The sequence below is a fragment of the Zoogloea sp. genome (assembly GCF_028693495.1).
GTDB lineage: Bacteria > Pseudomonadota > Gammaproteobacteria > Burkholderiales > Rhodocyclaceae > Zoogloea.
Window position 1 is genome coordinate 1 of record NZ_JAQUVG010000003.1, and the last position, 14724, is coordinate 14724.

The window sequence follows — 14724 nt, forward strand, 5'->3', positions numbered from 1 at the left end:
ACGAAGGTTTTCTCCGGGTCCCGCTCCCGTCTAGCCGGAACCAACGGCTCCACGCGACTCCAGAACGCATCCGTCACTTCCCACGACTTGGCTCCCATGCACCTGCTCCGAGCAAGAACGAAAGCCGTATTATCGGCTAATTACGGACAAGTTCTTAATGGCGGCACCTGGAAAAACGCCGAGCCCCTCTTCCCCGGTGGCGCCTTCATCTCCGACAACTCGCCGCGGAACGACCTGGACAAGGATGGCCAGGCGGATGATCCAGGCTGGATCATGCTGGGAAAATACGAGGGGGGCCGTTTCGACCCGATGGCCGTCGGCGGCGTCTCCGGCATCGTGCTGGATGGTTTCTTCAGCATCACTGAGACCAGCAGCGGAGTGGGCTCCTGGGCCCTGACCCTGGACCCTGCGGTGGCCTCTCGGGCTGCCGCAGTCCTTGGCGCCAATTACTTCGACCAGTTCGCCCTGGTCTTCAAGGCTGGACCCAATTTTGCCGTTTATGATTTCACGGCAGCTCAGTTCGGCATTACCAACCCAAACGCCACCGACCCGGCTTACAACTGGTATGGCACCTTCGATGTCAGCGACACCCTTCGCAACGGGGGGGGCAAGGCAGCCGGCATCTCCCATGTGAGCGTCTGGGCCCGCGACCCGGCAGAAAACATCAACGCCGTTCCGGAACCCGGCACCCTCGCCCTGCTCGGCCTGGCCGGCGCGGCACTGGTCAGGCAGCGTCGCAAGACAGCCGCCTGAGCGCGCCCCGCCGCTTCACACTCGCCGCCCCCTTGACCTTGCGCAATGGGGCGGCGCTGCATTTGGCGCTAGACTGGAAATTCATCGAACATCTAAAGACGGGAGGCTCCCATGATTCCCCTCAACCCGTTGCTGGCCAGTTCGGGGCAGGACGCTCTGGATACCCTGTCCACCCTCTGCCAAGGCAGCCTCATCTGTGCCCAGCGCCTGATCTCCCTCAACCTCAGGGTGGCTCAGACCCTGATGGCAGGCAACGTGGCCGGCACCGACGCCCTGCTCAGGGCCCCTGACATGACAACCATCTACGACACCCAGAGCCGGTTAAGTCACCAGCTCATGCAACAGGCCGTAGGCTACGCGGTGGATTTCAACGAAGTCGTGGCGGAAAACCAGCAGGAACTGGCTGATCTGCTCAAGGCCAGGACAGACAGCCTGACCCGCGCCCTGTCCGGACAGGGCGTCGAACAATCCGCCGCCAGTGCCACCCTCATGGCCGGGGTCGTGCGCAGCATGCTCGACTCCGCCACTCAGGCCAGGGACAGCATGCTCGAAGTCGCCCGCCAGGCGGAGCGCAACCTGACCAAACCCTGACCCGGATCAGGGCGTTTCAGGCTCGTCCCGCTCCGGAAAACGGGGCAGGCAGACCCGGAAGACTGCTCCAGCCCCCAGTGTGCTGCTGACATCGATCCGGCCACCGTGCTTGCGCACGATGTCATAGGAAATCGACAGCCCCAGTCCGGTCCCCTTTCCTACGGGTTTGGTCGTGAAGAAGGGATCGAAGACATGCTTGAGCACCTCCGGGGAAATGCCTCTGCCGGTGTCGGCCACTTCGATCCAGATTTCGGTCGGTGTAAAGCCGGTGCTCACGGTAATGGTGCCCCGCTCCTCAATGGCGTGGGCTGCATTGATCAGCAGATTCATCACCACCTGGTTGATCTGGGCAGGAACGCAGGGCACCCTCGGCAGGCTTGTATCGTAGGCACGCACCACCTCAGCTTTGTATTTGAGCTCGTTCCAGACCACATTGAGGGTGCACTCGACGCCCGCGTTGAGATCGGCCTCCTCCTGCTCAGCCTTATCCACCCGGGAGAAATCCTTCAGGTCCGAAACAATCTTGCGTACCCGTTCCAGCCCCTCCCGGGACTCCCGGATCAAATCGGCACAGTCCTCCTTCAGATAATCGAAGTCGACCGCCTGGAAATCCGCTTCGGTCGCCGTGCCGGCACGGCAGGTCTCCAGCAGGCTCAGGAGTTCTTCGTTGTAGCCCTTCAAGGTCCCCAGGTTGGAATTGACGAAGCCCACCGGGTTGTTGATTTCGTGTGCCACCCCGGCCGCCAGCACGCCGATGGAGGCCATTTTTTCAGACTGGACCAACTGGCAATGAGCCTCCTCCAGCTCATGAATCTTGGAGGCCAGTTCAAACCAGCGCCGGCGCAGCAGCTCCAGCAATCCCCAACCCACCGCCAGCACCGCCATGAAAGCCGCGCTGTGAACCAGCGTGGCCTGACGAACCCCGTCCCCGGTGGCGGCTTCAATCGGGTCGTAGCGCTGGGAAACGCTGATTCCGCCTCGCACATCCCCCACCCGATAACCCTGTTTGGCATGGCAGGCCATGCAGCTTTCCTCAACCATCAGGGGCGCCATGTAGCGCAGCAGACGCTCTCCGCCGCCCTGCAAGCCCGTCACCTCCCTTGTGCCCTGCTCGAAAGCACGCAGGGCCCGAGCCTCCCACTCGTCGGCCATGTTGGCAGGGCGGATGGGATTGAGGCTGGTCAGACGAAACATCACACCTCCGTCGCTGGCCGCGATCCCGGCGATCAAGCGGGTCATGTAGGCCGGATTGATCATCGTGAGCTGGAGCCCCTCACGGGTGGTCAGATCCCTGAGGGGGTGCTCCAGATACGGGTTAGGCTCCACTCCCCGCCCTACCGGCACATAAACTCCCCCATGAACCGCATTCCAGTTGCGGGTCAGCATGACCATCCGGAACATGTTGCGCGCACCCTCCACAGCCACCTCGGTGGCCTGCTCCCGGATCTCTTTCACCTGCAGGTCCAGCGACACCCACACCAGCAAGCCCCAGAGCGCAAGAGGCAACAGCCACCACCGCCGCTCGCGGATGACCCGGGGTACCGATCGGATGGAGAGGGAGGCAGGTGCGTCGACGGAAGACACGGCAATCTCGTCTTGGAAAGGTGGCGCTCAGGATAACGGAGGCAAGGGCTGCGGTCCTGAAGGAAAATCAAAATCCCTCAAGGACGGCTGTGTTTCCGTCATGGCCAACCGCTTCATGGCTCCTCACGTCCGCGCCCCTCACGGCAAGGCTTGGAAGCGGCCACCCTCTGGGCCCGATAGATCCCCGCATGGCCGGAGAACAAATAGCTCACCACGCAGGCGATCCCCGCAAAGACACCCACCTCGGCACCAAAGACCTCCATCGCCATCAGGGTCGACGCAATCGGTGTATTGGCAGCCCCGGCAAAAACCGCCACAAAACCGACTCCTGCCAGCAGACCGAAGGGTAGATCCAGCAGCGGCGCCAGCGCATTGCCCAAGGTGGCGCCGATGTAAAACAGGGGCGTCACCTCTCCTCCCTTGAACCCGCTGGCCAGGGACAGTGCGGTGAGGCCCAGCTTGGCAGCGAAATCATGGAAAGGCAGGGGCTGCTGGAACGCTTCGACGATCACCGGAATCCCCAGGCCCAGATAACGCTCGAGAGGTAGGCCGAAGGCCAGGGCGGCAATCAGGATTCCGCCCAGAAGGGGGCGCAGGGGCGCATAGGTGACCTTGCCCCGCAGCCAGGCTCCGAGGCCGTGGGTGGTCGCAGCAAACAGTTTTCCGGTGAGGCCGAACAAGGCCCCGGCCACCACCACCGCTCCCAGGTTCCAGGCATTTACAACGGGTACGCTGCCAATCATGTAATGGGTATGCTGAACGCCCCAGGCGATTCCCACCTGATCGGCCACCACCGCTGCCGTCATGCAGGGCAGGAGAGCGTCATAGCGCAGGCGACCAATGGCCAGCACCTCCAGCGCAAACACGGCGCCCGCCAGGGGGGTCCCGAACACCGAGGCAAAGCCGGCCGCGATGCCCGCCATCAGGATGATGCGCCGGTCTTCATGGCGCAGACGGAAGAGGTGGGTCAGTTGATCGGCCAAGGCCCCTCCCATCTGGACGGCGGTGCCCTCCCTGCCCACCGAAGCGCCAAAGAGATGGGACACCACGGTGGCCCCCAGCACCAGGGGCGCCATCCGCAGGGGAACCACCTTCCTGGGGTCGTGGATCTCGTCGATCAGGAGGTTGTTCCCCGCCTCCACGCTTTGACCGATATGGAGATAAAGCCATCCCACCGCAAAACCCGCCAGAGGCAACAAGGCCACCAGACCGGGGTGGGCCTCCCGGTTGGCCGTCGCCCAAGCCAGCGCCCACAGGAATGCCGCCGATGCGGAGCCAGCCAGGACGGCCACCAGGCAGGCCAGCGCCACCCACCGGGTCAGATAGGGTAATACGTCGAGGAGCTCGGGGCGGGACGGCTTGAACATGGTCCGGACTGTGCCGGGAAACACGCCCGAGGACAAGCCGCCGCCAGGGCGGGCGCTCAGGCCGTGCCTGCGTAGATCCGCCTGAGCTCCCGCTTGAGCAGCTTGCCCGAAGCATTACGGGGCATGTCCTCCACGAAGAAGACCTGTTTGGGTACCTTGAAGGGCGCCAGGTGCTCCCGGGCATGGGCGATGATGTCCTCGGCACTGGCCCGTACCCCCTGCTTGAGGCTCACCACGGCGACAACCGCTTCGATCCATTTCTCATCAGGCAGGCCGACTACCGCGGCCTCTGCCACGGCGGAATGGAGATACCGGGCCTCCTCCCCCCCCCGGCCCGAAACCACGCCCCCACCGGTCTTGATGACGTCCTTGATCCGGTCGGTGATGTAGAGATAGCCTCCTGCGTCCATGTAGCCCACGTCCCCGGAACGGAACCAGCCATCGGCAAACGTGGCGGCCGTCTCGTCCGGCTTGTCCCAGTAGCCACTCATCAGCTGGGGGGAACGATGGACGATCTCGCCCATTTCGCCCACAGGCACGTCCTTCATGTCCGTATCCACGATGCGGGTCTCCACGTTGAAGATCGGCCGCCCCGCCGATGCAGGACGCTCGGCATGCTCTTCCGGGCGAAGCACCGTGGCCAGAGGGGCAATCTCGCTCTGGCCGTAGCAGTTGTAGAGGGCCAGCGCCGGCAACCGGGACGCCAGCTCCTGCACCACGGCCACGGGCATGATGGACGCGCCGTAATAGCCCTTCTGGAGGCATGCAAGGCGCACTGGATCGAAGGCCGGGTGACGGAGGAAGGCAATCCACACCGTGGGGGGTGCAAAGAAGGACGTGATCTTTTCGCTCGCAATCAGGGCGATGCAGGACTCGGGCAAAGGCGCCTGGACCAACAGCGTGGTGGCGCCCACGAGCAGTTGAGGCATCAGGAACACATGCATCTGCGCCGAATGGTACAAGGGCAGGGACGCCAGGGAGCAGTCATCCTCCCGGATGTCAAGGGCCAGCAGCGTTGCCACATATTCCGCCAGCAAGGCCCGGTGGCTCATCATCGCCCCTTTGGGTGCCGCCGTGGTCCCCGAGGTGTACAGCAACTGGACAACGGCTTCCTCGTCCACATCCAGTTCCGGCGGTGTTGCATCACCGGGCAGCTGAGCCCAACCCAGCACATCGTGATCCAGGCCCCCATGGAGGGTGCCCTGCCACTCACAGGACAGCGTCACACCAGGTGCCCGGACATGGGACGCCATGTCCGGGTCGGCGAACAGCGCCCGGGCACCAGACTGGTCAACGATATAGCGCAGCTCGCTGTCGATCAGGGCATAGTTGATGGGCACATGGACCAAACCCGCCCGCACGCACCCCAGCCACAGCAGCACGTAGGCATCGGAATTGCGGCCATAGGCGGCCACCCGGTCACCGGCCCGGAGACCCAGCCCGATCAGGCGACGGGCCACCCGGTTCGCCCCTGCGTCCAGGCGTGCGTAGGACCAGCTGCGCTCGCCAAAGCGCAAGGCCTCCTTGTGAGGGTTGCGGCGGACCGAACGGGCCAGGGCGTCACCGATCAGGTTACGGCTCGCACGCCGGATCTGCTGCACGGGGGTACAGGTATTCATGGGGTCTCCTCCTTGTATGTATGGGTTTCAGGGCGCACACCAGTCCTTGATGATAATCACGGCGGCCATGCCACGCTCAAAGTGGGAATAGGCCACACCCGGTGCTGCATCGTTTCCGCTATGCTCAAGCCAGATCATGCCCGAAACCCCAGCCCTCCCTTCCACGGGTGACGCGGGAAAGACTCGCGGCGAGCCTCCCCCTGCCCTCACCCGTCTGCGCCATCGCCCCCTGCTGCTGATCAGGCTGTTCATCCTGGCCAGCAGCCTGGCGGGGCTCGTCATTGCCTGGGCCGACATCCTTTCAGACATGTCGGCCCGGGAAATCACGGCCCGCGAGCGGGTACGCAACCTTGCCCTGATCCACGCGCGGGCGGCAGGCGAAACCATTCAGGCCACCATCGAACGCTTCGACTTTGCCCTGCAACTGGCCCGCAGTGCAGCCCGGGAAGGCTCACGGCCCCTTGCCATCCAGGCGAGTCAGAACAACGCAGCCCTCCCTCCAGACCTGGTTATCCAGCAATTCCTGATTGATGAAACGGGCCACCTGGCGTTTTCATCCCTGAGCACAGCCCCCCGCAACTACCTGGGTGACCGGGACTACTTCCGGCAACTGGCCAGCACCAGCGCCGATACGCTGGTGATCTCGCCTCCCGTACTGGGCCGGCTGACCCGGAAATGGAGCATCCAGCTCGCCCGTCCCCTGCTCGAAGACGGCCGGTTTCAAGGGGTGATGGCCATGGCGATCGCACCGGAGACCTGGACCCGTCAGCTGGCGCGCTTCGAGATGGCCCCCCGGGACACCCTGACCCTGGTGAACGGCCAGGGTCAGGTACTGTTGCGCACCCTGGCGGGGCCCGAACATATCGGCAAGACAGCGCCTCCCCAGCGGGACTACATTCGCAATCCCTCCCAGATGGAAGGCAATTACGAAACCCATGCGTCGGTGGATGGCGTGCTGCGTCAGTACGCCTGGGTACGCCTGCCCTCGGGGCTGGTCATGCTGACCGGCATCGCCCTGGATGACGCCCTCGCCCCCGTCAGGGAAATCAACCAATGGACCCTGGTGCGGGCTGGGCTGTTCAGTGCAGTCTTCCTGGCCCTGACCTTGACCCTCCTGGTGGCACTCAGCCGCTACGAGAAGATCGTGCTCCAGCTGGGAGAACGGGAAAAACACTACCGGAACGTCGTGACCCACATGGCAGAAGGGCTCCTGGTGGTAGACGAGGAGGGATGCATCACCGACAGCAATACCGCATTCACTGCAATCACCGGCTTCAGCAGCCAGGAAGTGCGCGGACGCCACGTCTCCATGCTGGAGGGCCCTCCCAAGGGAATCGCCAGCCTGAACGAACTGATAGACGCCACCGATGACATCCCCATGGAAGGGGATTTCCACGGCCTCCACCGGGATGGCCACAGCTACACCGGTCACAGCCTGATCTCGGTGGTCCGAACTCCGGATGGGCGCATCCTGCGGCGGGTCGTGCTCCTGACTGACGTCACCGAGAAGCGCCTTCGGGACGGACAGATCTGGCATCACGCCCACTTCGATCTGCTGACCGGACTGCCCAACCGGGTCCTGATGCAGGAACGCATCGACAAGATGCTGCGCCAGGCCCGTCACAACGACAGCGGGGTCACCGTCCTGTTCATCGACCTGGATCACTTCAAGCCCATCAATGACGAACACGGCCACGACGTGGGAGACGTAGTCCTGCGCCAGGTCGCCCAGCGCCTGAAAGATCTGTTCCGGGAGGACGACACGGTCTGCCGGCTGGGCGGCGATGAATTCGTCGTGGCCATTCCTGGTGATCTGGATCCGCTGGCCTGGGAAACCGTGGCCGCAAAAGTCGTCCGCAGCCTCTCAGTCCCCTTCCTGGTGGCCGGTCAGGCGCTGAACATCTCGTGCAGCCTCGGCGTGGCCCGTTTTCCTGCCGATGGCGAGAATGCCGAGGCCCTGATCAGCCATGCCGACCAGGCCATGTATCGGGCCAAGAACCAGGGCCGGGCCCGCTGGAGCACCTGAACTCCGCCAGCGCGGTTCAGGTTTCACCCACGGCAAACTGCCCTACGGTCTGCTCCAGTTTGCCGGCCGCAAAACCCGTCAGCTCAGCACTGCGCATGGAGGCGTGAGTGGCGCCACGGGTCCGCTCGGCCAGCTTGCGCACCTCATCGCTGACCCGGTGCGCCACCTCCTGCATGGCCGCCGCATTGGCATTGGCCGCGTCGATTTCGCCCAGTTGTCCCCGGATCGCCGCCCGGATGCCCTCGATGGCCCGCTCCACGTCCGCAGACACCTGACCCGCCTGGCCATTCTTGGCGAGCATGTCCCGGTTGGTGTCGCCGATCTCGCTGGTGGTATTGACCACCTGGCGGATCGTCTGCTCCAGATTGTCGATGAAGCTGTTGGTCCACTGGGCCAGTACCGCGGTCTCGTCGATGCGTCCGGAGGCCCGCGGCAGTCACTGGGACAGCCGCCCACCTCCCTCCGCAGTGGAAGAGGTTTTCCCCCTGCGGATGGTCTCCCTTGCACCCGGATGCAGCTGCCCCGTCGCCGGATCCTTGAACACCAGCTCCAGCTCGGTGTGCTCCCGTACCTGCACCCGCCCGAAGTCCGTGCGTACCCCTTCCTTCAGGTTGTCACCCCCTGTGAACGTGGCATCCTCAAAACGGGAACGAGCACATCACTCATGCACCAGGACAGGGCATGCGAACGTGATTGGTGCGCCCTCAGTCCAGTTCTAAACCCGCCTTGTAGCGCCAGGCCGACTGCCCTTTTTTTAGGCAGCCCTTAAAAACCTTTCCAAATCATTCCCTTGAAAACAAGGCTCACACCTTATCCACAGCTTTGACCACGACCCCCGGGGATAACCCATCTCTTCCTTCCGCAAGTGAACAACATGGGTGGCCAACCCCACTCATCCTGAGCAGGATGCACACCGAAAGAACCACCCAGACCTAAATTGCACAAAATTTAAGCATCCAAAAAATTCTCATTGAAATCAATTCCCTGGCAAAAAATCTCACATTTTGTCCACAAGCCTGCCCACGGCGGACGGGGATAAAACCGGCTTATTCCACATCCTCCCGCATCTCCCACTGGAAATTCACGCATTCCGGACGCCCGGGAATGTGCAGCCGGCTCGCCGCCGGCGGTGCGGAAGCCACCACACGTCCTGCCCGGAGCACCAGCCGCCGCGTAGCCCTCAGGCGGATCGCCTCCACCGGATCCCGAGCCTGCAGGAGTACCAGATCGGCACGGCAACCCGGCGCAAGGCCATACCCCTCCAGCCCGAGAATGCGCGCCGGCGTCTCCGTCACCGCAGCAAAGCAGGCGGCCATGCCCGCCTGGCTGGTCATCTGGGCCACGTGGAGGCCCATTGCCGCGACCTCAAGCATGTCGCCGCTGCCCAGGGCATACCAGGGATCCATCACGCAGTCATGGCCAAAGGCCACCGACACGCCCGCCGCCAGGAGCTCCGGCACCCTGGTCATGCCACGACGCCTGGGATAGCCGTCATGGCGGCCCTGCAGCGTAATGTTGATCAAGGGATTGGCAATGGCTGCAACCCCCGCCTCGGCGATCAAGGGGAGCAGCTTGGACACATAGTTGTTATCCATGGAATGCATGGACGTGAGATGCGATGCAGCCACCCGCCCCTGGAGCCCCAGTCGCTGGGCGTGATAAGCGAGGGTTTCGATGTGGCGCGAGAAGGGATCGTCGGATTCGTCACAGTGCATGTCCACGGGCAGCCCCCGCTCTGCGGCCAGTTCGCAGAGGATGCGAACCGACTCTGCCCCTTCCGCCTGGGTACGCTCGAAATGCGGAATCCCGCCCACCACCTCCACGCCCAGGTCGAGGGCCCGTGTGAGGTGCTCCAGACTCCCCGGACACCTCAGCACCCCATCCTGGGGAAAGGCAACCAGCTGGAGATCCAGATAGGGCTGCACCTGCGCCTTCACATGGAGCAGGGCTTCCACGGCCAGCAGGCGCGGATCACACACATCCACGTGGGAGCGGATGGCCAGGAGCCCCTGCGCCACCGCCCAGTCGCAGTAGGTCATGGCCCGCGCCACCAGGGTCTCCTGAGTCAATCGGGGCTTCAGCTCCCCCCACAGGGCGATCCCTTCCAGGAGGGTACCGGAGCGATTGACCCGGGGCAGGCCATAAGACAGGGTGGCGTCCATGTGGAAATGGGCATCCACGAAAGGAGGTGTCACCAGTTGCCCCGCTGCGTCCACCTCCTCGTGTGCCCGGGCCGCCAGGGAAGGCTCGAGGGCAGCGATGCGCCCATCCAGAATGCCTATGTCCAGGCCCCGGCGACCATCGGCCAGACTGCAATTGCGCAGGATGAGATCAAGCATGGTGACTCCTTTCTTGTGCGGGGTACTCAGCGCGTACCGAAAATACGGTCTCCCACATCGCCCGGGCCGGGCACGATGCAGTTGTGATCACGAGAGGAACGAAGCAGGCCACGCGATGCCTTGCCCGTTTCCCCCAGCGTCACACCAAAATGAAAATTTTTCATCAATACGTGCGCAAATCCTGCGTTTCATGTATAGTGCGCGCCTCTGACACGCAACGCAAAACAACGCCAAGCGCTGATTCAGTCCCATGCGGCAGTAGCTCAGTTGGTAGAGCGCAACCTTGCCAAGGTTGAGGTCGAGAGTTCGAGACTCTTCTGCCGCTCCAGTTTCAAGCCTGTCAGGTGCATGTCTGACAACGCATGGCGCAGTTCAAGCTCATGTAGCTCAGTGGCAGAGCACTCCCTTGGTAAGGGAGAGGTCGGCAGTTCAATCCTGCCCATGAGCACCAGTCGCCCGAAAGGCCGGTTCCCACGGAACCGGCCTTTCGTTTTTTGGCGCCCCTCACAGATCAGAAGCCAGGGTACTGGTGGAGCAGGCCGGTTACGGCCCGCCCCCTAAGCCTCAATGGCGACTCTGGATTTCCTCGATGAAGCCCTGCATGCCGGTGCGGATGTTGGCGGCGTTGCCCTCGTCCGTATCAATATGCATGGCCAGGCGGTAGGCCGGATTCACCCGCACGACCACGTCGCCGAAGATCAGCTCCCGGTCCCCCTCGACGCGCACCCGCACCACATACTTGTCACGGACGCGGAAGCGCCGGGCATCATCGGGCGACATGTGGATGTGGCGCTGGGCACAGATCACCCCGCGCTCGATGGTCGTGCTGCCAGCCGGCCCTTCCAGGGTCACGCCCGGCGTATTGGCCAGGTCACCGGACTCCCGGATGGGCGGCTGGACGCCAAGCTTGAACTGTTCGGTCATGGCAATTTCCACCTGGGTTTCCTTGCGGGTGGGTCCGAGGACGCGCACATTGGCAATCCGCCCCTTGGGGCCTACCAGATGAACCTTTTCGGCACAGGCAAACTGACCTGGCTGGGACAGCTCATGCTCGGGCGTGAGCTGATGATCCTTGCCGAAGAGCTTTTCCACATCCGCCTGACACAGGTGCACATGGTGAGCTGAAATCTCGATGGGGATGGCCGGCGGCTCCTCAGCCCGGGACTCCAGCAACAGCTGGTTGCGTTCGATGGCCCGAAGAGTTTCCCAAGCCAGCAGACGCTGATGGTCATTGGCGATGACCAGGATGGTCACCGGGGAGTCGTCCGCCGAGATGGTGGCATGAGAGCCCACCATCTCCAGGTTGCGGTTCTTCTCCTCGTCCAGCTTGATGCCCATGTAAGCCAGACCCTGACAGGCCAGGCTGCGTACGGCCGCACTGGTTTCACCCACATCGCCGGTAAAGGCCAGCACATCAATGCCCCCCATCGCCGCCACATAGGCACCGATGTTCTTGCGCACCTGGTAGCAATAGGCCTTGTGGGCCAGCAGCGCACGGTGATGACCGTTGCTGGCCGCCGTCTCGATGTCGTGGATGTTGCTGGAGATGCCGGAAATGCCCTTCAGGCCGCTGCCGGTATTGATCAGGCTGGACAGCTCCTGCGGGGACATGCCGTGCTGCTCCATGAGATGGATCATCACCGCCGGATCAATGCTGCCGGAACGGCTGGCCATGATCACACCGTCGGTGGGCGTCATCCCCATCGAGGTATCCACCGAACGGCCATGATCGATGGCGCACAGGGACGAACCAATGCCCAGGTGGCAGGAGATGATCTCCAGCTCACCGAGAGGGCGCTTGAGCACCTCCGCCGACTTGAGGGATACATATCGGTGAGACGTGCCATGGAAGCCATAACGGCGGATACCCTCCTGTTTGTACAGGTCGTAGGGCAAGCCGTAGAGGTAGGCGTAGGGCGGCAGGGTCTGATGGAAAGCCGTATCGAAGACCGCCACATGGGGCACACCGGGCAGCTGCTTCATCGCCATCCGGATGCCGTCCACGTTCACCGGATTATGCAGGGGCGCAAACACCGACAGGGATTCGATCTCCGAAATCACCTGAGGGGTGATCACCACCGCACTGGAAAACTTGTTTCCCCCATGGACAACCCGATGCCCCACCGCGCTCACGTCCTCGGGATGGAAGGCAAACGCGTCTCCCAGCAGGCGGGTAGATTCCTGGATGATCCGGAACAGCTCGGCCAGGACAAAGGGCTCACGCATCTGGGTACGGGTCTGGGTACCCACGGAGACGGTCACGCACGCCACGGCCGGGTCTGCATTGTCGATGATCCCATGGACATCCGACCCCAGATCCTTGGTGTCGTAAATGCCAAAATGGATCTGGCTGAGGCCCACGTTGAGGGCCACCACCTTGCCGGTGCTGCCAGTGTGCAGCGACAAGGCGTAGGGGTCATCGGTGCGGGGGGAGCCCTGAGCCTGTCCGGTGACGATATCCACCGACATCCGGCGCATCCGGTCCAGCAGCAGCCGGGAAAGATACGCCACGGCCTTGGGGTTGGTCAGGATCCGGGAATTGAAGACATCCTGAGGCACCAGCAGCACGTAGCAACGGTTACCGGCAATCACATCCGCAGCAAGCTTGTCGCCCGTGAGGATGGACATGACGCCGAACACATCCCCCGGCCCCAACTGGCTGAGCACGGTGCGGGTGCCCGTATTGTCGGTGATGGAAATCTCCGCATGCCCGGTGATCAACACACCAAGGTATTTGCTGTCGTCGCCGGTTTCCAGGATCGCCTCATTACCCTCGTAGGTGGCCAGGCGGCCCCGGCTGACGATCTCCTCGACCCTGTCGGCCGGGAAGTGCTCGAAAAGGCGTACCTGTTCGAGGAAAAACCGTTTCAGATCAATTTCGCTCACGCTGATTCTCGCTTCCAAGGGGTATAGCCATGAATGACAGGATAGTCCTGCTGCTGCAATGCAGCAAAGAACAATCGCGGCGGCACCGGCGGGACTCCACAACTCCGTTGCGAAAGGGCGACGGCAGGCCTGACCACGAGTCTATGACAATCCTATGACGAAAATAAGGCACACGCCGGGCCAGGCTGCCAGCGCTGCCAGATGACGCCGCGGAGCTGCCGGACGGACAACCGTACCCCCGGCTGCAGGGATTCCACAATTTATTGGCGACGGCCGTTCCTGGCTCATTACCCGAGGGGCTGGCGGCAGGTGCCCTCAACCTCGTGATTGCCATCAACCACCGCCCGGACCCTTACTTTGACCCGTGATTCAGAGGCTGGAACTCCCCGTTGCGGATCCGGGCGAAGAATACCTGCCGCTGGGTATCCCCGTTGGCATCGAAGACGATCTCCTGCTGGAGGCCCTGGTAAGGACCATACTTGAGCACAGCCTGCTTGGCAGACTCCCCGCGTTCGCGACGGCTCATGGCCGTAAACAGCACCATCGCCGCATCGTAGGCACATACGGCGCTGTAGTCGGGGCGCTTGTTGAAGCGCTGGAAATAGGCCTCGCGAAATGCCGCATACCGCTCGGAACCATCATGGCGGTTGTAGTTCTCGATGATCACCAGCCCCTCCACCATTTCACCCCCCAATTCCAGCATCTGGAGGGACGCACCCCATTCAGCAGCAGCAATGGGCAGTTCGGGCGCCCGCTTGCGTGCCTGGTGGGCCAGCCTGGCCACGTCGATCCCTCCCGAGATGAACAGCAGCGCATCGGGCCGGGCCGACACCATGTCTGCCACGACCCGGGCAAAATCCAGGTCCACCCGGGATTCATAGGGAACAGCAACGACCAGAACGCCCCCGAGCTCGGTATAGAACCGACGGAATTCATTCAGCCAGGACTCCGTAAACACCTGGTTCCGCACATCGTAAGCAATCGCCATGCGCTTCTGCCCCATGCCCAAGAGCGTCTGGGCATAATCGCTGGCATTGTCACGGGTGGTTCGGTTGATACGGATCAGATTATCATCCTTGCCATGCAGCTCCATCGCCGTGATCGTCGGACTGATCGCCAACGTACCTGTCCGGGCCAGCACCGGCACCGCCGCCGCTGCCATGCCGCTGGAGAACGGGCCGATCACCGCCTCCACCTTCAGGGCAGCAAGCTCCTCCGCAGCACGGACAGCTGTCGCCGGTGTGGCGGCATCATCCCTGGCGACCAGCCTGACCTTCCGGCCAGCAACGCCCCCAGCCCGATTGGTCTGCTCCACGGCCAGCTGAACACCATGGAGTCCCGATTCGCCGACATCGGAATTACGGTCGGAAAGCCCTCCCAGGAAACCCACTACCAAGGGCGCCTCCTGGCTGCAGGCGGCCAGCCAAACAACCAGCATAAGGGACAGCAAGAAACAGGCTCTGGGCATGGAGTTTCTCAAAAATTCAAAAAAGCCAACAATTTCACTAAAAATTTTAGTGTTTTTAACAAAAATATCAAATAATGATTTTTGCCTTGCG

10 protein-coding genes and 2 tRNA genes are annotated in these 14724 nt (G+C 62.8%); 5 read left to right on the top strand and 7 right to left on the bottom strand.

Going from position 1 to position 14724, the window contains the following annotated elements; all coding sequences use genetic code 11:
- Both PHD22_RS00865 and PHD22_RS00870 read left to right on the top strand, forming a co-directional pair.
- The coding region (locus tag PHD22_RS00865; protein WP_299860903.1) for a PEP-CTERM sorting domain-containing protein at positions 1 to 753 on the top strand (753 nt) is incomplete at its 5' end.
- A 111-nt stretch (positions 754 to 864) separates the two neighbouring features.
- Positions 865 to 1344, top strand: coding sequence for a phasin family protein (locus PHD22_RS00870; protein WP_299860906.1), 480 nt, complete (start codon positions 865 to 867; stop codon positions 1342 to 1344).
- Between the two features lie 6 nt (positions 1345 to 1350).
- On the opposite strand, the gene PHD22_RS00875 is transcribed toward PHD22_RS00870, so the two are convergent.
- From PHD22_RS00875 to PHD22_RS00885, 3 genes are all read right to left on the bottom strand, one after another.
- The gene (locus PHD22_RS00875; RefSeq protein WP_299860908.1) at positions 1351 to 2928 is read right to left on the bottom strand and encodes an ATP-binding protein; all 1578 of its coding nucleotides are present in this window, start codon (positions 2926 to 2928) and stop codon (positions 1351 to 1353) included.
- A gap of 113 nt (positions 2929 to 3041) precedes the next feature.
- Positions 3042 to 4295: a voltage-gated chloride channel family protein gene (locus tag PHD22_RS00880; RefSeq protein WP_299860911.1), complete on the bottom strand. Its 1254-nt coding sequence runs from the start codon at positions 4293 to 4295 to the stop codon at positions 3042 to 3044.
- Positions 4296 to 4351: 56 nt separating this feature from the next.
- Positions 4352 to 5914 (bottom strand): fatty acyl-CoA synthetase, encoded by a 1563-nt coding sequence (locus PHD22_RS00885; protein ID WP_299860914.1) that lies wholly within the window; start codon positions 5912 to 5914, stop codon positions 4352 to 4354.
- A 136-nt stretch (positions 5915 to 6050) separates the two neighbouring features.
- Between PHD22_RS00885 and PHD22_RS00890 the strand changes: the two genes are divergently transcribed.
- Complete coding sequence (locus tag PHD22_RS00890; protein WP_299860917.1) at positions 6051 to 7940, top strand: diguanylate cyclase; 1890 nt, start codon at positions 6051 to 6053, stop codon at positions 7938 to 7940.
- 16 nt (positions 7941 to 7956) lie between these two features.
- Here PHD22_RS00890 and PHD22_RS00895 read toward each other — a convergent pair whose 3' ends face one another.
- Both PHD22_RS00895 and PHD22_RS00900 read right to left on the bottom strand, forming a co-directional pair.
- Positions 7957 to 8283: a hypothetical protein gene (locus PHD22_RS00895; RefSeq protein WP_299860919.1), complete on the bottom strand. Its 327-nt coding sequence runs from the start codon at positions 8281 to 8283 to the stop codon at positions 7957 to 7959.
- A gap of 703 nt (positions 8284 to 8986) precedes the next feature.
- Complete coding sequence (locus PHD22_RS00900) at positions 8987 to 10279, bottom strand: amidohydrolase family protein (RefSeq protein ID WP_299860922.1); 1293 nt, start codon at positions 10277 to 10279, stop codon at positions 8987 to 8989.
- 252 nt (positions 10280 to 10531) lie between these two features.
- Here PHD22_RS00900 and PHD22_RS00905 point away from each other — a divergent pair.
- Together PHD22_RS00905 and PHD22_RS00910 are read left to right on the top strand one after the other, a co-directional pair.
- A tRNA-Gly gene (locus PHD22_RS00905) sits at positions 10532 to 10607 on the top strand.
- A gap of 48 nt (positions 10608 to 10655) precedes the next feature.
- Positions 10656 to 10730 (top strand) — tRNA-Thr (locus PHD22_RS00910).
- A gap of 113 nt (positions 10731 to 10843) precedes the next feature.
- Here PHD22_RS00910 and PHD22_RS00915 read toward each other — a convergent pair.
- Entirely contained in the window at positions 10844 to 13165 is a 2322-nt protein-coding gene (locus PHD22_RS00915; RefSeq protein WP_299860924.1) for an acetate/propionate family kinase, read from the bottom strand.
- Positions 13166 to 13517: 352 nt separating this feature from the next.
- On the bottom strand, positions 13518 to 14615 hold the full coding sequence (locus PHD22_RS00920) for an ABC transporter substrate-binding protein (protein ID WP_299860927.1): 1098 nt from the start codon (positions 14613 to 14615) through the stop codon (positions 13518 to 13520).
- Positions 14616 to 14724 lie beyond the last annotated feature (109 nt).